This window comes from Pseudomonas sp. LAMO17WK12:I1, from assembly GCF_900177315.1.
Taxonomy (GTDB): domain Bacteria; phylum Pseudomonadota; class Gammaproteobacteria; order Pseudomonadales; family Pseudomonadaceae; genus Aquipseudomonas; species Aquipseudomonas marginalis.
On sequence record NZ_FWZV01000010.1, the window covers coordinates 36191 to 54955 of the forward strand.

Annotated in this window: 12 protein-coding genes and 1 pseudogene; 8 read left to right on the forward strand and 5 right to left on the reverse strand. The window is 62.8% G+C overall.

Annotated features, from left to right (window positions below; genetic code table 11):
• Positions 1-58 precede the first annotated feature (58 nt).
• Positions 59-1390, forward strand: coding sequence for an ABC transporter substrate-binding protein (locus B9N88_RS19590; protein ID WP_027605676.1), 1332 nt, complete (start codon positions 59-61; stop codon positions 1388-1390).
• Between the two features lie 3 nt (positions 1391-1393).
• Here the strand turns inward: B9N88_RS19590 and B9N88_RS19595 are convergent, their stop codons facing one another.
• The 5 genes from B9N88_RS19595 to B9N88_RS19615 are packed head-to-tail and all read right to left on the reverse strand — an operon-like array spanning position 1394 to position 8947.
• The gene (locus tag B9N88_RS19595; protein ID WP_027605677.1) at positions 1394-3025 is read right to left on the reverse strand and encodes a dipeptide ABC transporter ATP-binding protein; all 1632 of its coding nucleotides are present in this window, start codon (positions 3023-3025) and stop codon (positions 1394-1396) included.
• Entirely contained in the window at positions 3022-3906 is an 885-nt protein-coding gene (locus B9N88_RS19600) for an ABC transporter permease (RefSeq protein WP_027605678.1), read from the reverse strand. Before B9N88_RS19600 ends, B9N88_RS19595 begins: the two co-directional genes overlap by 4 nt.
• 3 nt (positions 3907-3909) lie before the next feature.
• A complete protein-coding gene (locus B9N88_RS19605) occupies positions 3910-4860 on the reverse strand; it encodes an ABC transporter permease (RefSeq protein WP_027605679.1) in 951 nt (316 codons plus the stop codon).
• The gene (locus B9N88_RS19610) at positions 4857-6470 is read right to left on the reverse strand and encodes an ABC transporter substrate-binding protein (protein WP_043293540.1); all 1614 of its coding nucleotides are present in this window, start codon (positions 6468-6470) and stop codon (positions 4857-4859) included. The genes B9N88_RS19605 and B9N88_RS19610 overlap by 4 nt, the downstream gene beginning before the upstream one ends.
• Before the next feature lie 44 nt (positions 6471-6514).
• Entirely contained in the window at positions 6515-8947 is a 2433-nt protein-coding gene (locus B9N88_RS19615) for a TonB-dependent receptor plug domain-containing protein (RefSeq protein WP_027605681.1), read from the reverse strand.
• 505 nt (positions 8948-9452) lie between these two features.
• Between B9N88_RS19615 and B9N88_RS19620 the strand changes: the two genes are divergently transcribed.
• The 7 genes and pseudogenes from B9N88_RS19620 to B9N88_RS32960 all read left to right on the forward strand — a co-directional run.
• Positions 9453-12326 carry a PAS domain-containing sensor histidine kinase gene (locus B9N88_RS19620; protein ID WP_027605682.1) on the forward strand — a complete coding sequence of 958 codons (2874 nt, stop codon included), beginning with the start codon at positions 9453-9455 and terminating at the stop codon, positions 12324-12326.
• A complete protein-coding gene (locus tag B9N88_RS19625; RefSeq protein ID WP_027605683.1) occupies positions 12326-12955 on the forward strand; it encodes a response regulator in 630 nt (209 codons plus the stop codon). Before B9N88_RS19620 ends, B9N88_RS19625 begins: the two co-directional genes overlap by 1 nt.
• Before the next feature lie 634 nt (positions 12956-13589).
• Positions 13590-14300 (forward strand): methyl-accepting chemotaxis protein, encoded by a 711-nt coding sequence (locus B9N88_RS33335; protein WP_371263376.1) that lies wholly within the window; start codon positions 13590-13592, stop codon positions 14298-14300.
• Between the two features lie 13 nt (positions 14301-14313).
• Positions 14314-14682, forward strand: coding sequence for a response regulator (locus tag B9N88_RS19635; protein ID WP_027605685.1), 369 nt, complete (start codon positions 14314-14316; stop codon positions 14680-14682).
• A 33-nt stretch (positions 14683-14715) separates the two neighbouring features.
• Entirely contained in the window at positions 14716-15033 is a 318-nt protein-coding gene (locus B9N88_RS19640) for an STAS domain-containing protein (protein ID WP_027605686.1), read from the forward strand.
• Positions 15034-15037: 4 nt separating this feature from the next.
• Entirely contained in the window at positions 15038-17170 is a 2133-nt protein-coding gene (locus tag B9N88_RS19645; RefSeq protein ID WP_027605687.1) for a chemotaxis protein CheA, read from the forward strand.
• 23 nt (positions 17171-17193) lie between these two features.
• Positions 17194-18711 (forward strand): annotated as a pseudogene (locus tag B9N88_RS32960) (MCP four helix bundle domain-containing protein); the annotation flags it as partial.
• Between the last annotated feature and the right edge of the window lie 54 nt (positions 18712-18765).

Sequence of the window (18765 nt, forward strand, 5' to 3'; positions counted from 1 at the left end):
GATTGGCGCTGACCCGACAACGGGAGGGAAACCTCACCTTTCATAAGAAACCACACCCATGCACAACGTCTTGCAACGCACAGTCATCGCCAGCCTGCTGGCACTCGGCGCCTTGGGCGGGCCGGTGGCCCAGGCCGCCAATGATCAACAGTTCATCCCGCTGGCCACCTACCGGGTCGGCGCCTATGCGTCCAGCGGCATTCCGTGGTGGGCGGGGGAGATTGATTACTTCCGCTACATCAACGAGGTCGAAGGCGGCGTGAACGGCGTCAAGCTGGTCTGGCAGGAGTGCGAGACCGAGTGGAAGACCGACCGCATCATCGAATGCTACGAGCGCTACAAAGCCGGCCTGGACGGCGCACCCACCGGGTTCTTCTTTACCCACAGCACACCGGCCTCCTATGCGCTGATGGACCGTGCCGCCATTGACCACATCCCGTTGATCGACGGCGCCGGCGGGCGTACCGAATCCACCGATGGCCGCGTGTTCCCCTACGCGTTCCCGCTGTTGCTCAACTACTACGGCCAGGCGTCGGTGGGCATCAACTACATCGCCCAGCGCGAAGGCGGCCTGGACAAGCTCAAGGGCAAGAAGATCGTCACCGTCTACCACGACTCCGCCTACGGCCGCGAAACCCAGGCGGCCATGCAGTTGCTGGCGCAAAAGTACGGGTTCGAGAACATCCAGATCCCCGTGGCCGATCCCGGCAACGAGCAGTCCACCCAGTGGCGCCAGGTGCGGCAGATCAACCCGGACTGGGTGTTCCTGCGCACGTGGGGCGTGTCCACCCCCGTCGGCATCAAGACCGCCGTGCGCTTTGGCATCCCCGTGGACCGCCTGATCGGCGATGTGTGGGCCGGCTCCGAAGCCGATGTGATACCCGCCGGCACCGCCGCCAAGGGCTACCAGGCGCTGGCGCCGTTCCCCGGTGGCGACAGTTTCGACATCCATAAAAAGCTCAAGCAGTTCATCCTCGATCCCGGCAAGAGCAACCTCAAGGACCCCAGCTACTTCGGCAAGGTCTACTACAACATCGGCCTGATCAACGCCGCGATTGCCGTCGAAGCGCTGCGCACCGGCCAGGCCAAATTCGGCAACCGCGCGCTGAACGGCGAGGAAACCCGCTGGGCGTTCGAGCACCTGGACATCGACGCCGCGCGCCTCAAGGCCATGGGGTTCGAAGGTCTGCTGGCACCGTTGAAGCTGTCCTGTGCCGACCACGAAGGTGGCGGTTCCGCCCGGGTGCAGCAATGGGATGGGCAAAAGTGGGTGCTGGTGACCGACTGGCTGCAGGCCGACCGCGCCACCTTGCGTCCGTTGATCGAAGCCAAGTCCGCCGCGTATGCCCAGGAGAAGGGCATCGTGGCGCGTGATTGCTCGGCACAGTAAACCTCAGGCGGCGCTTGCCGTGACGTGACGGCCAGGGATGGCCGCAATCAATTCACGGGTGTAGTCGCTGGCCGGCTGGTTGAAGACGCGTTCCACCGAGCCCTGTTCAACCACGCGGCCATTGCGCAGCACCAGCACCTCATGGGCGAAGTTGGCCACCACTGACAAGTCGTGGGACACCAGCACGTAGGCGATGCCCATTTCCCGTTGCAGCTCTTCCAGCAGGTCAAGAATGCGCGCCTGCACCGACACGTCGAGGGCGCTGACCGGTTCATCCAGCAACAGCAGGTCGGGTTTCAACGCCAGGGCCCTGGCGATGGCGACCCGTTGGCACTGGCCGCCGGACAGTTCACGGGGCAGACGATCGAGAAAACTCGCCGGCAGGTGCACGCGGCTGATCAACGCCCGCGCCGCCTGTTCCAGGGCGGCACCCTTGAGCAAGCCAAACGACACCAGCGGCTCCACGATGCTGTCGAACACGGTGAAACGCGGGTCCAGCGCCGCGAAGGGGTTTTGTTGCACCAGTTGCAGGCGTTGGCGCAACGGGCGGAAGTCGCGCCAGCTCAGGTCGGTGACGTCTTGCTGCTCGAACCGGACGCGGCCCTGGGTCGGCTTCTCCAGGCCCAGGGCGATACGCAGCGCGGTGCTCTTGCCCGAGCCGGACTCGCCGACGATGGCCAGGGTCTGGCCGGGGTAGACCTCCAGGCTCAGATCCTCCAGGGCCACGAAGGTCGAGGCTTCGCCCTTGACCTTGGGCAGGGCAAACGTCTTGCCGACGTTGTCCAGGCTCAGGATCGGCTCACGTCCCAGGTCGAGGTTGAGCAACGGTTCACGCCGCCTGGCGAAGGCGGGTGCGGCGGCGATCAGCGCGCGCGTGTAGTCGTGGCTGGGCTGCGCGAGGATCTGCCGTGGCGGACCTTGTTCCACCACCTCACCCTGTTGCATCACCAGGATACGGTCGGCACGGTCGAGCGCCACGCCCAGGTCATGGGTGATGATCAGCAGGGAAATGCCGCGTTCACTGACCAGGCGCTGCAAGTGGTCGAGGATCTTGCGCTGCACGGTCACGTCGAGGGCGCTGGTGGGTTCGTCGGCGATGATCAGGCGCGGGTTGCCGGCCAGGGCGATGGCGATCAGCACGCGCTGGCGCATGCCGCCGGAGAGTTCATGGGGGTACTGGCGCGCGCGCAATACCGGGTTGTCGATGCCCACCTGTTGCAGCAGCTCGACAATGTCGGCATCGACGCCGGGGTAGCGTTTGCCCTTGGCGAGTATCAGCGCCTCTGCGATCTGCTGGCCGATGCGCAGCGTGGGGTTGAGGCTGACCATCGGGTCCTGGGGCACCAGGCCGATGGTGCGCCCGCGCAGCTTGCGTTTCTGCCGTTCGCTGGCGTGGGTCAGGTGGTGGCCATCCACCCACAGTTCACCGGCGCCGATCTGCGCATTCTCGGGCAGCAGGCCTAGGATCGCATTGGCCAGGGTGGATTTGCCCGAGCCGGACTCGCCGACAATCGCCACGGTCTCGCCCTGGGTGAGTGAAAACGACAGGCTGCGCACCGCCGGATTGAGCTGGCCGCCGGAACGGTAGTCGACACTCAGTTGGCGCACATCGATTAAAAGCGGCTGGCTGCTCATCGCTGGATCTCCTCGAACGTGCGGGCGATATGGTTGAGGCTGAACACCACGGCCACCAGGAACAGGCCGGGCAGCAAGGACACCCACGGTGCAGTGATCAGGAAGTGGCGGCCGTTGGCGATCAAGGTGCCCCATTCCGCCGCCGGTGGGGCGGCGCCGAACCCGAGAAAACTCAAGCCTGCGGTGGCGAGGATCGCGGCGCCGAAATCCAGGGTCGCCAGCACGGCTACCGGGCCCCAGGCGTTGGGCAGGATGTGCCGCAACAACGTGCGGCCCCAACTGGCACCGCCCAGGCGAGCGGCTTCGACATAGGGCAGGGTTTTCACCCGCAGCACTTCGGCACGGGTGGTGCGGGCAAAGCCGGGAATGATGCCGATGCCCACGGCAATCGCCACCGGTACCGTACCGAAGCCGATGGCCGTGACAATCGCCAGGGCCAGCAACAGGCCGGGCAGGGCCAGCAGCACATCGACAACGCGCATGATCAGCGCATCGATACGGCCACCGGCAAACCCGGACAAAATGCCCAGCCCCAACCCGCCCACCAGGGCGATGCCGACCGCCAGGGAGGCGGCCAGCACTGACAGGCTGGCGCCGTAGACCACGCGGGTAAACAGGTCGCGGCCCAGTTCATCGGTGCCGAACCAGTGGGTCAGGTTGGGGGCGCTGAGTTTGGCGGCCGGCGCGGTGGCGTAAGGGTCGAAGCTGCTCAGCAGCTGCGGCGTCACAGCGGCGACCAGCGAGAACAGCACCACCAGCACCGCCAGGCTGAACCCTGGGCGGCGCAGCAATGGCAGGAGTGTCGCCGTTGCGCGTTGTAAGGGGCTGCGGCGGCGCCAGAGTGTTTCGCTGCGGATCAGTTTCCGGGTAAGCGTCGTCATGGTCTAGGACACCTTGGGCGTGTGGGAGATGCGCGGGTCGAGCCAGGGATAAAGCAGGTCCACCAGCAGGTTCACCAGGACAAATGCCGCCGCCGACACCGCGACGATGGCCAGCACCACCGGAATGTCCTGGCGCAGCACCGCTTCCTGGGCCAGGCGGCCGATGCCGGAGCGAGCGAAGATGGTTTCCACCAGCACCGCGCCGGACACGGTGTTACCCACCTGCAGGCCGATCAGGGTGAGGATCGGCAGCGCGGCGTTCCTGAACCCATGACGGGCCTGCACCTGGCCGCGGCTCAAGCCCTTGGCGTAGGCGGTGACGATATAGGCCTCTTTCCACACGCCCTGGAAGCTGCGTTGCAGCACCTGGGCGTACACCGCTGCGCTGGGAATCGCCAGGGTGATCGCCGGCAGCACCAGGCTTTCAACCCCGCGGCTGCCGGTGGCGGGAAACCAACCCAGGCCAAACGCAAACACCTGGATCAACAGCAACCCCATCCAGAACACCGGCACCGAAAAGCCCAGGGACGGCAAGCGCGCGAGTGCCTTTTTCAACGGTTGCCAGCGGATATACGCGGTGAGGTAAGCCAGGCCGATACCGCCGAGCAGCGAGAGCACAATCGCCAGGCCGGCCAGGGAAAGGGTCTGGGGAAGGCGCTCGGCGAGCAATTCGGCCACCGGGCGATTGAGTGATAGCGACTGCCCGAAGTCCCCGTGCAATGCCCCCAGCAGCAGGTCGATATATTGCTCGAACAGGCCTTTGTCCATGCCGTAGTAGGCGCGCGCCTTGGCCAGGTCTTCCACCGACAGGGCGTCGGCTTCCATGCCGGACGCGCTGAGCATGATCGATAAGGTATCGCCCGGCAGCAGATAGAGGATGAAGTAGGTGATGCTATAGGCCCCCCATAGCACCAGCAGCGCCTGGCCGACCCGGCCGATCAGGTAGCGGCTCATGGCGTGCCGACCTCGATATCGCCCAGCAGCGCGAAGCCTTCGGCGGTCCAGCGGAAGTTTTTCACCTTGGGCGACGTCGCGGCCTGCCACACGCGCTCATACACCGGGAACGCCGAGCCTTCGTCGATCAGCAGGTCCTGCAGGTCGCCGTAGGCTGTCGCCCTTTGAGCGCTTTGGGTGGCGGTGATGCCGGCATCGAACAGGCCCTTGGCTTTTTCCAGGGTCGGCGCTGCGTAAAGGTTGGTGGCCAGGGTCGAGCTGTTGGCGGTGCGAGGGTCGAGGATGGTCTGCAAGATGATCGGATCGGCGCGGGTCATGTAGGTGCTGGTCAGGTCATAGTTACCGGCCGAGTTGTTGGCAACCCATTCGGCACGAGTGACCACGTTGAGCTTGACCTCGATACCGACCTTGCGCAGCTGGTCCTGGAGCAGCACATCCCCGGCAGTTTCCGCCGGGGTGATGTTGTAGCTCAGGCTCAGGCGCTTGCCGTCTTTGTGCCGGTAGCCATCGGTGCCCTTGGCCCAGCCGGCCTGGTCCAACAGGCGCTCGGCACCCGCGGGGTCGTAGGCCAGCTTGGCACCCTGGCTTTTGAAGTAGGGCGTGGTGACGTCGTAGATACCGTCCACCACCGGGAATTCGGCGTTGTACACGGTGCTGGCGTAGCTCTTGCGGTCAATGGCCTTTTGCACCGCCAGCCGTACTTGCTTGTCGGCCAGTGCCCGCTCGCCGCGGGTGTTGGGGTACAGGTTCAGCGCCGGCCCCGGCAGCGAGCGGCTCTGGATGGTGGCGCCCTTGGATTGGAACAGTTTCAGGTCGACTTCCGAGAACGGGTTGCGGGGCCACAGGATGTCGGCCTTGCCTTGCAGGAACAGGCCGTTACGCACGCTTTCCTCGGGGATGTAGGTGACGTCCACCGCCTCCAGGTGCGCTTCGCCCTGGTTTTTCATATTCGCCGACGCCCAGGCGTAACCCTTGCGCTTGGTCAGGTGCGCGCCGACTTCCGGGGTGTAGCTGGCCAATACGAACGGGCCGGTGCCGATGATCTTGCCAAGCGAACGCTCCTTGACGCTCAGCGCGTAGGAGGCCGGCGCGAGGATCGCCAGGTTGGTGGTGGAGGTCGCCTGCAGGAAGCCCGCATTGGGCTTGGCGAGCACCAGCTTGACGGTGAAGTCGTCGACTACTTCGGCGCGATCAAAGCCCGCCAGGTACGTCGCGCCGAAGGTGGCCGGCAGCTCGGTCGCCAGCGCCTTGTTGCTGTCAAAGGCGGTTTTCACGGCCTTGGCATCGAAGCGTTCGCCGTTGCTGAAGGTGACGTTGTCGCGCAGGTGGAAGGTGTAGGTCAACGCGTCGTCGCTGACTTCCCAGCTTTTCGCCAGCCAGGGAATGATCCTGCCGGTCTGCGGATCCTGGTCGGTGAGGGATTCGGCGATATTGCGCAGCAGCACCCGGTGTTCGAGCCAATAGACCTGGAACGGGTCGACGCTGACCAGGGTGGTGTTGTCGCCGAAGAAGGCGATGTTCAAGGTCTTGCCGGCCTGGCTGTCAGTGCCCGCAGGCGAGCAGGCGGCCAGGCTCAATGCCAGGGCGCAAGGGGCCAATAGACGGCTCATCAAGTTGGAGGTGTTCAATGGGATGCCCTCGTATGGCGATTGGCTTAGAAGTCGTAGGCCAGCTTGGTGTACCAGTAGCCGCCGCCGGGGTAGAACGGCGGGTTACCGTAGGGCGCCAAGCCCAGGTTGCTGTACACGGCGTGCCGGTCGGGGCGCACGTCGAAGATGTTGGTGCCGCCGATGCTGACGGTGATCTGGTCGACGAAGGTGTAGCTGACGTCCAGGTCGGTGATCCATTTCGCACCGAAGCTGCGGTCGCCGGATGGGTTTACCGCCAGGGTCTTGACCGCACCGTAGCGGCTGGTTTGCAGGTTCACTGCGAGGTCCTCGACCTTCCAGTTGGCGCCCAGGATCCATTTGGTCTTGGGCGAGGCTTGGGTGAGATCGCCTTCGCGGTCGCGGCCCACCAGGGTGACGCCGGAGTTGGCCAGCGCACTCGGGGTGTCCCGTGTGCCTTCGATAGTGGTCTTGTTCCAGTTGAAGCCCAGGCTCCAGCGCACATCGCCCCAGGCATCCAGCGGCGTGGTGTGGTCGGCGACCACGTCCAGGCCACGGGTGCGGGTATCGAAGGCGTTGGTGTAGTAGTTGACCCAGGTCCCCGAGGGCACGCCTTGGGCGCTGAGGATGCCGTTGATCACGCCGTTGCCCTGGTCGTAGATATTGCTGGTCAGGGCGATGCGGTCGTCGATGTCGATCAGGTAAGCGTCGGCGGTGACGCTGGTGCGCGGTGCCGGCTGCCAGGTCAAGCCCAGCCCGAGGTTGCGTGACTTTTCCGGTTTGAGGTCGTCGCCACCCAAGGCCTTGGCCAGGTTGCTGCCCGACGGGGTCAGGCGGGTCACGGCGGGCACCACGTTGCCGTTCACATCCACGGCCACCCGGTTGTCGGCCACGGTGTAGCCGATCTGCGTCAGCGACGGCGCCCGGAAGCCGGTGCCGACGGTGCCGCGCACGGCGACGCTGTCGGTCAACTCGTAGCGCGAATTCACTTTGAGGCCGAAGGTGTTGCCCGAGTCGTCATCGTAATGTTCGATCCGCCCGGCGACGTCGAGAAACCAGCGTTCGGTCAGGTCGAAGCCCAGGTCCAGGTAGCCGGCGTAGTTGTTGCGGATCAGGCTGACTTCATCCTCCGGGCGAATCGTCACCGCCGCCTGTGCGCCCGATGCCGCCGGGTAGGTGCCGGTGATATAGGCTTCGGGGTCACCGGCGAAGGTGCTGAAATGTTCCCAGCGATGCTCCAGGCCGGCCGACACTTGCACCGGCGAGGTCAGGTTGAACAGGCTGTCGTAGCGGCGGGTGACGTCCAGATTGTTCACCCACTGCTCGAAACGGAAGGTGGCCAGGTTGTCGAACCTGGTCGGCGACGCGGTGCCCAGGGACGGGTTGATATTCAGGTCGCTGGAATGGTGGACGTTGTTGCGTCCGTAGGTGGTGCTCAGGTCCCAGTTCCACTCGGCCGCCTGGCCCTTGCCGCCGAACAGCAGTTGGTAGTCGCGGTCCTTGATGTTGTTCAGCGGGTAGTAGCCGTCGGGGAACACCTCGGGCACGGCGGCCCGGCCGGTCGGCAGGCGGAAGTAGTTGGCGGCCTCGGCATCGCGCTCGCCGTAGGTCGAGAACGAGTAGAGCGTCAGGTCTTCCAGGGGCAGTTCGGCGTTATAGGCGAGGTTGAAGGCTTTCAGGTCCGGGTCGCCGTTCTTGATGGCCACGCGGTCCCAGGCCGCTTCCCTGGCCGGGTCGTTGAAAGCGCGCACGCTGCTGTCGGCCTTGTCGTTCCAAGAGGCCTCGCCGCGCTTGCGGGCGTCGGCGGAGAGGTGGAAAAAGCCGCCGTCGCCGAGCTTGAAACCCTGGTCGCCGGCCACCTTGATCGTTTCCCCCTGGCCGGAAAACAACTGGCCGTAACTGGTTTCCAGGTGTCCGCCGCTATTGCCGGCCTTGAGGATGATATTGATTACCCCGGCCACGGCATCGGAACCGTACTGGGCCGCCGCGCTGTCTTTAAGCACCTCGATATGGTCCACCGAACTGACCGGGATCAGGTCGATGTCCACCGCATTGGCGCCGCTGTTGTCGATCGACCCGCGCTGGCCGGTGGCGCCGTTGTGTCGGCGTTTGCCGTTGACCAGCACCAGGGTATAGGCCGGGCCGAGGCTGCGGTTGCTCAGCGGACGCGTCACCGAGTTGTAGCCGGCGATATTGGTGCCGAAGTTGAACGACGGCAGCAGCTTGGCAATCGCCTCGGACAACTCGGCGCGCCCGGTCTTGAGCAGCTGTTCGCTGTTGATCACGTCAATCGGCGCCGGGCTGTCGGCCACGGTGCGTTGCTGGCCACGCAAACCGGTGGAGATCACGGTCACCGTATCGAGCTTGGCCTCGTCGGCGGCGGCCTCGGCGAAGGAGGGTGCGCCGGCCAGCAGCAGGGAACTGGTCAGCAGTGACAGGTGGAATCTTCTGCGGGGTAGGGGGGCGGCGATGTCTGGCATGTCGGAAAGGGTCCATGTAAGCCTGCTGAAGGCTCCTGGTGATCGGGGGTACGTCCTCCGCCAGGCATGGGGTCGGTGTGTGGAATGAAGATATCCCTATAAAAAACCGTGGGGAAAGTCTTTTTTGGAATAAGCTAATTATTAGATATTGTTATCTTGCGAATTTGTAAGATCATCTATTTTTATTATGTGCAGGGCCTTGGCGTGGGTTGAGTTTTCGACATCCAAAACATCGACGTGGGGTGGCATGCCGGAGGCCGGCGTGAGGATTCCTTGCGGCTGAACGTAAATCTTTAGTCTGGCTGGCGCCGGCTGTAAATGAGACTACGATAGTCTCCATCAAGTGCCGGGCAATGCTATCCATAGGGTGTTGTTTTTGTGGGCACCCGTTGGGCATACATTCAATTGAATGGGTTTCAGGCTTTTATGGAGCGAGCCAGCACGGACTGATGAAGTATTTACGCTGGGTTTTTCATCGTAAGCGTGAACGCATGCAGGAGCGGTAATGGCAGACAAGGATGTGCTGCAAACCCTTGAAGGTGTGCTGGATTGCCTGTCGGGCGCGGTTGTGGTCCTGGATCGATCTGCCCGGGTCGTGTTGGGCAACCCTGGGTTTTCAAGGTTGCAGTGCCAGAACGGCGTCCCTCCCGAGACGACCACTGAGTTTCTCTCCTTGCTGCGCCCCCAGGACAGCCGGCTTTTTTATGCGGCACTGGAAAAGGCCGATGGGCGATCCCGGGTGTGTTTCGAGGCGACCGCGAGGCAGTCCGGCCGGTTGAACCTGTCGATGACACCGTGGCGCGACGACTATTTTATTGTTGAAATCCTTCCCCTGCCTGGGCCCCCAACCGCGCATTCCCACAGCGAGCGCTTCTCCGAGATCCCCCTTGAAGCCATTTTCGATTCCTCCGGCACCGGTTTGGCGCTTGTGTCACTGGACGGTCGTTGGCTGAGGGCCAACAGCGTCATTTGCAGGCTGCTTGGCTACAGCGAGGCACAGCTGCAAAACACCACGTTCATGGCATTGACCCACCCCGAAGACCGCGAAGTGGGCAAGCAGCTGATAGAAGAGTTGAAGGGCGGTACACGGCAGGGCGCCACCTTGCATAAACGCTACATCCACCACGACGGCCAGGTTGTCTGGGTGCGCCTGACCGTGGGGCTGGTGCGGGACGACCAGGGGCAGCCGATCTGTTTTGTCTCCCAGCTGGAAGACATCACCGAGAACTGGCAGCTTCGCGAAACCTTGCTGGGCAGCGAACTGAAATTCCTCACCCTGGCGGAGAATTCACCCAACATCATTGTGCGCTACGATCGCAACCTGTCGCGTACGTACGTCAACCCGACGTTCCTGCTCTTGACCGGCATGTCTTATGACGAAGCCATAGGCGCCGGCCCCGAGGAGCAGCCCGGCGATTACCTCGACCATCTGCGCCATGTGGCATCCACAGGCCAGACCGCTCAATTCCTCAACAGTTGGCCGGCCGGCCCCGGTGGTGAAGCGGTGAGTTGTGTCGTCAGCCTGATGGCTGAGCGCAGCCCATCCGGTGAGGTGGCAGGCGTGCTGGCACTGGCCCACGACATCACTGAGTTGCGCAAACAGCAAGTGCTTGAGGACGCACGTCTGCGCATCTTCGAAACAATGGCCACGGGCGCCTCACTGGACGAAACCCTGGGGTTGCTGGTGAGTTATCTTCAACTGGCCTTGCCTCACTGCTCCTGTGGCGTCGTGCTTGCTGACCCGCAAAGCCCCGGCTCGGGGGAGTCCATGGCTTCTTCCCCAGGCTGGTACGAGCCCATCCTCGGCAATCAGGGGCAGGTCCTTGGGGCTTTCGCGTTGTCGCGCTCACCCGGTTCTGCGCTGGACGAGAGCGACCGGCAGCGCGTGCGCCAGACCTGTCACATTGCCGCGATTGCCATCGAGCGCTGGCGCTCCGAATCCTTGCTCAGGGAGCGCGAGCGCCGCTACCGGGATATTTTCGACCATACCCTGGACATGTTGTGCCTGCTGGAGGCTGCGCCACGGGGTGAGCTGCGCTGTGTCGAGGTCAATCCGGCCCTGTTGCAGGTGCTTGGGAAACCCCATGGCGAGGTTATTGGCGAGACGCTGGCGTCGATATTTGGCCGGCTCAACGCGGAAAGAATCCAGACCCTCCATGACCAATGCAGGGCCGCCGAACGGGTGGTGGAGTCTGAGGAGAGCATGGTGCTGCGCAACGAAGTGCGCAACCTGCACTTTACCCTGGTGCCGGTGGCCGACTCGGGCAGTGTGGGCCCGCGGGTGTTGGTGATCGGTCGTGATGTGACCCATTTGACCCGGGCCCGGCAGAAAGAACTGGAACGCCAGCACGACATCAACGCCCTGGTGGAAAACAGCCCGGACGCCGTCGCGCGCTTGAGTGTTTTCGGGGAGGTGCTCTACGTCAATGCGCAGTTGCGAAAATGGGTGGGCGGGGCCTGGCCGGAACTGATGGGCATGCCCATGGATGAAGTGGTGCCGCTGAACGCCCAGTCCCAGCTTTTTCGAGAATTGGTGGCCCAGGTGATTCGCCAGAACAAAGCCACGGAACAGGAGTTCTTATTGTCGGGTTTGAAAACCGCGCCCAAGGTGGTGTTGATCCACTTTGTTCCCGAGGTCGACGGCCAGCGGGTCGTCAGCGTGCTGGCCGTCGGGCGCGATATTTCCAAGCTGCGCGCGGCGGAGCGGCGCCTGGCCAATTCCAACGCGCAATTACGCGACCTGTCGACCCGCCGGGAAACGGCGCGGGAAGAGGAACGCAAACTGATTGCCAGGGAGATCCATGACGAACTGGGGCAGCACCTGACGGCGCTGCGCATGGGCATCTCGTTGCTGAGGTTTCAGTTCGGCACCGATACGCCTGAACTCACCCCTCAGGTCGAGCGGTTGATGGCGCTGACCGACAAGACCATCCAGGTGGTGCGCAACGTGTCCACGAGCCTGCGCCCCTCCGCGCTGAACCTGGGGCTGGTGTCCGGTCTTGAATGGCTGACAGCCGAATTCGTCACCCTGACCCAGGTCCCCTGTGCGTTGAACCTGCCGCTGATTGCCCTGACCCTTCCGGATACCCACGTGACCGCAGCGTTTCGCATCGTGCAGGAATCGCTGACCAATATCGCGCGTTATGCCGAAGCGACGCAGGTCAGCGTCACCCTGAGCCCGCAGGAGACCCACTGGGTGCTCGAGGTCCAGGACAACGGCAAGGGCTTTGACCCGGATGCCGTCGGCCGCCAGACCCTGGGCTTGGCCGGCATGCGTGAGCGCGGCCTGATGCTGGGCGGCAAAGTGATCATTTTCAGTCATCCTGGGCAGGGCACTACGGTCCAGGCGTTCATTCCGATGCACAAGGATAGGTATTGATGATTCGCATGCTGATCGCCGATGACCACACCATCATGCGCGAAGGGCTCAAGCAACTGTTCTCGCTGGTCGCCGACGTGCAGGTGGTGGCCGAAGCCGAGAGTGGCACGCAACTGATCGAACTGTTGCGCCAGGTCGAGATCGACCTGCTGCTGCTCGACATGAATATGCCGGGTATCAGCGGCGAGATTCTGATTGCGCGCCTGCATGCCCAATACCCGAGCCTGCCGATTCTGGTATTGAGCATGCATAACGAAATCCATATCGCGCAACGGGCATTACGTGCCGGTGCACTCGGCTACCTGACCAAGGATCGTGATCCCGAAACCCTGTTGGTCGCGATGCGTCGAGTGGTCAGTGGCCAACGCTACCTCGACCCCGGGCTGGCGGAACAGATCGCGCTGCAAAGCAGTGGCTTGAAGCAGCAGACCTTTGTCGAGAGTTTGTCCGATCGCGAGTTCCAGATCCTGCGCCTGCTGGCGCACGGCATGAGCGTCAACCAGATCGCCGAGCAGTTGGTCATCAGTAACAAGACGGTCAGTACCCATAAGACCCGGCTCATGGAAAAGATGGGGTTCTCCTCCACCGCCGACATTGTGCGTTTCGCCATGACCCTGGGTATTTCCTGAAGCGTGTACGGGGGTAGGGATTTTCCTAGGCGGTTTTCCAGGATCCCTACCCCAGAATAGGGATGCTCCGATGGTGGCAGTGCCATTATCGGGCCAGTATCTCTTTCAAGCAGTCGAATGGCCGGTCAGGTCGTGACGACATGCCTTGACAGGGAGACAGACTGTGAGCGCACCGACACCACCCCCTTCCGCTGCTTTGACCCTGTTTCCGGTTGCGTTCGCGGGCCTGCTGGGCGGGCTTGCGATTGCCTGGAGCGAGCGCTTCAGCATCGGGGCGCTGGCCGCCGGCGGCGCGGTGTTGGCGTTGTGTATCGGCATGGGCCTGTGGGCAAACGGCAGGAGCCGGGCGCAGTGGAGGGGCCTGCAGCAGCTCGATCAACAGGCATCCATTGCTCCGGCACTGGCCGTCGATAACGGCCTGGCACAGGTGTGCGTCAGCGTGCTGCCGATCTGGTCGCGGCAGATAGAAGCGGCGCGTTCGATCAGTGAAACCTCGATTCTCAGCCTCAGCGAGCGTTTTGGCACGCTGTCATCCAACATCAGCCACAGCGTCTCCAGCAATGGCGGCCAGGACGCTTCGCAACAATTGGTCGACTTGCTGGAGGTCGGCCAGGCCGACCTCAACTCCATCGTCATGGCCCTGCGCGCCGCGCTCACCAATAAGGAGAATGAGCTCAAGGAAGTCATGCAGCTCTCGAGCTTCACCGAGCAGCTTCAGCAGATGGCCAAGTTTGTCGGTGACATCGCCAGTCAAACCAACCTGCTTGCCCTCAACGCGGCTATCGAGGCTGCGCGAGCCGGGGAGGCGGGGCGAGGGTTTGCGGTGGTCGCCGATGAAGTGCGCAAGTTGTCGAGCATGTCCGGCGAGACCGGGCGCAAGATCAGCGAAACCGTGATCACCGTCAACGCCGCCATCGCCCGCACGGTGCAGATGTCCCGCCACCACGCCGAACAAGACACCCTGACCCTCGCCGATTCGGAGCGCGTGGTGTCGGAGGTTATCGAACATTTTCGCACGACCGCCCAGACCATTGTGCGCAACAGCCATGACCTGCAGCAGCAGAGCGCCAACGTCGCCGACGAGATTGCCCAGGTGCTGGTTGCCCTGCAGTTCCAGGACCGCGTCAGCCAGATGCTGACCTTGATTACCCGCGACCTGGACAAGTTGCAGCAGCAGTTGGACGAACGTCATGAGTCGAGCCTCAGCGGACAGTCCCTGGCGCCAATGAGCAGTGACCGTTGGCTGCAGGAGCTGTCAACGGCCTACACCATGCCGGAGCAGCACGCCATTCATGGTGGTAAGGCGCCTGCCCAGGCCGATGCCAACGAAATCACGTTTTTCTAGAGGAGTTTTTCCGATGAGCAAGACCATTCTGATCGTCGACGACTCGGCCTCCATCCGCCAGGTGGTGAGCATCACCCTCAAAGGCGCCGGTTACGACGTGATCGAAGGCTGTGATGGCAAAGACGCCCTGAGCAAACTGGACGGCCGCAAAATCCACCTGATTGTCAGTGACGTGAACATGCCCAACATGGATGGCCTCAGTTTCGTCAAGGCGGCCAAGCTGTTGCCGGCCTACAAGTTCACGCCGGTCATCATGCTGACCACCGAAGCCAGCGATGCGATGAAGCAGCAAGGCCAGGCCTCCGGCGCCAAGGCCTGGATGGTCAAGCCCTTCCAGCCTGCGCAAATGCTGACCGCCGTCTCCAAGTTGATCCTGCCATAGCGATGACCAGCGACCGCTGGCCAGGAGGTTTACATGAAAAGCGCCGTCCCGATGCTACGTCGAATCCAGGTCATGGAAGGCCCCCTGACGATCTACACGGCTGCCGAGCAAAAGGACGTGCTGTTGTCGTTGTTTCCCCTGGCCCATGAAGTGGAGTTGGACCTGTCCAGTGTCGATGAACTCGACAGTGCCGGTTTGCAGCTGTTGATCCTCATCAAGCGCGAGTCTCTCAAGGAAGGCACCCAGTTGTTGCTGAGCAACCCCAGTTCGACGGTGAGCGAAGCTTTTCGCCTCAGCGGCCTTGACGACTACTTCACCAATGCGAGTTTCACCCAGTCGGTCGGAGCGTAAGCGTATGAACATGGATGACGTGCTGCAGACGTTCATTGCCGAAAGTCGCGAGCTTCTGTTGCAAATGGAAGATGCGCTGCTGCAGATCGAGAAGTCGCCCCAGGACCTGGACACCATCAACGGCCTGTTCCGCGTGGCCCACACCATCAAGGGGTCGGCCGGCCTGTTTGGCTTGATGCCGATCGTTGAGTTCACCCATGTCGCCGAAAGCGTGCTGGACCGGGTGCGCAGCCTGGAAGTGCGCGTCGACGAGGCGTTGAGTGCGTTGTTCCTCGACGCCCGTGACCATATTGGCCAATTGATCGACCTGCTGGCCGAGGACGGCAACCTGGATCGCCTGGACGAACCAGTGCGGGCTCAGGGTCAATCTATCATTGAGCGGCTGTCGCTGTATCTGGACGCGGCGGTCTCGACCCCGGCGCCGGCCCTTCAAGCGCCGGCGCCGGCGGATGAGCCAGGCGGCAGTCCCGGCCATTGGCATTTGTCGCTGCGCTTCGGCCCGGATGTGTTGCGCAATGGCATGGACCCCTTGGCGTTCCTGCGTTACCTGAGCACGCTGGGGCGTTTGCTGCGCACCGTTACCTTGTTCGATGGGTTGCCGCCCATGACCGCCATGGACCCGGAAACCAACTACCTCGGGTTTGAACTCGCACTGGCCAGCGACGCGTCCCTGGAGGTCATCGATGGCGCCTTTGATTTTGTCCGCGAGGACGCGCTGGTTCGCATCCTTGCACCGAATGCCACGGTGCAGGCGTGTCGGACCCATCTCGACGGCTTGCCGGAAGATAACGCCACGCTGGTCGAGCTGCTGGTGCGTTGCGGCACATTGACCGAGGCCCAGGCCTTGCTCGTGACCCAGGACGCCGAGCAGGCACCGGTCGAAACGCGCAGCGAGCCTGATGTCCAGGAGTCGACAACGCCGCCGGTCAAGGCCGGCAAAAGCGCGGCGAGCAACGAAGGCAACCTGATTCGGGTCGATGCCGCCAAGCTGGACCAACTGATCAACCTGGTCGGTGAGCTGATCATTGCCGGCGCCGGCGCCAACCTGGTGGCGGTACGCAGTGGGATTGGCGAGATGATCGAATCCACCAGCCTGTTATCGCGGCTGGTCGAGGAAGTCCGCGACTCGGCGCTGACCCTGCGCATGGTGCAGATCGGCGCAACCTTCACGCGGTTCCAGCGTGTGGTGCGGGACGTCTCCAAAGAGTTGGGCAAGGACATCGTGCTGCACATCGGCGGCGGTGAGACCGAGCTGGACAAGACCGTCGTCGAACGCATTGGCGACCCGCTGACCCATTTGGTGCGCAATGCCATGGACCACGGCATCGAGCCTGCGTCGACGCGCCTCCAGCGGGGCAAGCCGGCCCAGGGCACGGTCCGCCTGAATGCCTATCACGAATCCGGCAGCATCGTGATCGAGGTGTCCGACGACGGCGGTGGCCTGGCCAAGGACAAGATCCTGGCCAAGGCCCGTGAGCGAGGTTTGGTGGGAGAGGGCCAGCAGCCGTCGGACAAAGACATTCTGAATCTGATTTTCGAGCCGGGATTCTCCACCGCCGACCAGGTCAGCAACCTGTCCGGCCGTGGCGTAGGCATGGACGTCGTGAAGCGCAATATCACGGCGTTGCGCGGCAGTGTCAGCCTCGAGAGCGAAGTCGGGCAGGGCACCACGGTGCGCATCCGCCTGCCGCTGACGCTGGCGATCATTGACGGTTTCCTGATCGGGGTGGGCAAGGCTTCTTACGTGATTCCGCTGAACATGGTGGAGGAGTGCATCGAGCTGGCACCTCAGCGGGGCACCGAAACCGGCTACCTGGACCTGCGGGGCGAGGTGCTGCCGATCCTGCGGCTGCGCGACATGTTTGATGTGCAAGAGCCTGGAGGCAACCGGGAAAACGTGGTCGTCGTGCAATACGCAGGTTTGCGTGCCGGCCTGGTGGTCGATCGCCTGCAGGGGGAGTTCCAAACCGTGATCAAGCCACTGGGCAAAGTGTTTGGTGATGCCCATGGGCTGGGCGGGTTCACCATCCTCGGAAGTGGAGCCGTTGCGCTGATCCTGGATATCCCGAATTTGCTAGGACAGGTTGCCAAGGAACCCCCCCATCGTTCGATCCCAAGCCCTTTATCGACTCATTGAAGCGTCATCAGGAGTGCCTCGCCATGACTGTTATCAGAAATATCATGTTGCTGGTTTTCACAGCCATGCTGGGTGTCTTCGTGTTGGGTGGCACCAGCCTGTACCTGGCCGGTGAAATCAATACGAGCGCCAGCTATGCCAACGTCAATACGGTGCCCAGCCTGTTGGAGATCGACCGCGCCGCCGCGGCCTTCACCGACCTGCACGCCTTGCAATGGCAACGCTTGAACGAGACCGACAAAAACAGCGTGCCGGCTTACGCGGCCAGCGTGGCGCAGGATTTCAGCGCCGTTGGCAAAGCCCTGGATCGCTATCAGGCCGAGTTGACCTCCGACGAGCACGATGCGGCGTTGTTGAAACAACTGCGCGGCCACTTGGCTGAGTTTGCGGCGTTGCAGACCCACTTCGACAAGCTCATCGATGACGGTGACCAGGCCTCGGCCCGTGCATTGATCGAGACCAGCCAGCCCCTGCAGACCGCCGTGCTCGCGGCGATCGGCGAGCTGCGTGAATACAACCTGGAACTGGGGCGCAAGGGCCAGGTGCTCGCCACCACCACCGAGAAGAACGCACGCACCCTCATCCTGCTGGTGAGCGGCCTGACCCTGGTGGCTACCCTGCTGATCGGTGTCTTGCTGGGGCGCAATCTGATGCGCCGGCTCGGGGCGGAACCTACCGTGGTGCAAGCCTATGCGGCACGCCTATCGGCCGGCGAATTGAATGCCAAGGCAACGCTCAAGGCGGGAGACACCACCAGCCTGATGGCGAGCATGCAGCAGTTGGGCGCGAACCTGCATGACTTGATCGTGGAGATGGACCGTATGTCCAGTGAGCACGACAAGGGCGAGATCGATGCACAGATCGATGCCGGCCGCTTTCATGGCAGTTACCGCTCCATGGCCCAGGGCATCAACGATATGGTCAACGGCCACATCGCGGTGAAGAAAAAAGCCATGGCCTGCATACGCGCCTTCGGTAACGGTGATCTGTCTGCGCCCCTGGAACAATTCCCCGGCAAAAAAGCCTTTATCAACGACAGCATCGAGCTGTTGCGCAGCAACATCCTGGCGCTGATCAATGAAATGCAGCACATGTCCAGCGAGCATGAAAAAGGTGACATTGACGTGATGATCGATGTCGAGCGCTTCGCGGGTTCGTACCGGGATATCGGCCAGGGCATCAATGACATGGTCAACGGCCATATCAACGTGAAGAAAAAGGCCATGGCCTGTATTCGCGCGTTCGGCGAAGGGGATTTGTCCGCGCCCCTGGAGCGTTTCCCCGGCAAGAAAGCCTTTATCAATGAAAACGTCGAGCAACTGCGCGCCAATATCCTGGCCCTTGTGGAAGATACCAGCGAGATCAGCGACAGTGCGCTGATCGGCAAGCTGGACACCCGCCCTGACGCCGCCCGGCACCAGGGCGATTTCCGCCGCATCATCCTCGGTATCAACGGTTCTCTGGACGCGATCATCGTACCGATCACCGAGGCCATGGAGGTGCTGTCGGCGATGGCCGCCGGCGACCTGACCCGCAACATTACCGGCGACTACCAGGGCAAGTTCCTGGAGCTGAAGCACTCGGTCAATGGCACC

Coding starts and splice junctions, on each gene's coding strand:
- B9N88_RS19595 (WP_027605677.1), bottom strand. CDS start 3,025: ATGAGCAGCCAGCCGCTTTTAATCGATGTGCGCCAACTGAGTGTCGAC.
- B9N88_RS19610 (WP_043293540.1), bottom strand. CDS start 6,470: ATGAGCCGTCTATTGGCCCCTTGCGCCCTGGCATTGAGCCTGGCCGCC.
- B9N88_RS19625 (WP_027605683.1), top strand. CDS start 12,326: ATGATTCGCATGCTGATCGCCGATGACCACACCATCATGCGCGAAGGG.
- B9N88_RS19590 (WP_027605676.1), top strand. CDS start 59: ATGCACAACGTCTTGCAACGCACAGTCATCGCCAGCCTGCTGGCACTC.
- B9N88_RS19605 (WP_027605679.1), bottom strand. CDS start 4,860: ATGAGCCGCTACCTGATCGGCCGGGTCGGCCAGGCGCTGCTGGTGCTA.
- B9N88_RS33335 (WP_371263376.1), top strand. CDS start 13,590: ATGGCCCTGCGCGCCGCGCTCACCAATAAGGAGAATGAGCTCAAGGAA.
- B9N88_RS19640 (WP_027605686.1), top strand. CDS start 14,716: ATGAAAAGCGCCGTCCCGATGCTACGTCGAATCCAGGTCATGGAAGGC.
- B9N88_RS19600 (WP_027605678.1), bottom strand. CDS start 3,906: ATGACGACGCTTACCCGGAAACTGATCCGCAGCGAAACACTCTGGCGC.
- B9N88_RS19615 (WP_027605681.1), bottom strand. CDS start 8,947: ATGCCAGACATCGCCGCCCCCCTACCCCGCAGAAGATTCCACCTGTCA.
- B9N88_RS19635 (WP_027605685.1), top strand. CDS start 14,314: ATGAGCAAGACCATTCTGATCGTCGACGACTCGGCCTCCATCCGCCAG.
- B9N88_RS19620 (WP_027605682.1), top strand. CDS start 9,453: ATGGCAGACAAGGATGTGCTGCAAACCCTTGAAGGTGTGCTGGATTGC.
- B9N88_RS19645 (WP_027605687.1), top strand. CDS start 15,038: ATGAACATGGATGACGTGCTGCAGACGTTCATTGCCGAAAGTCGCGAG.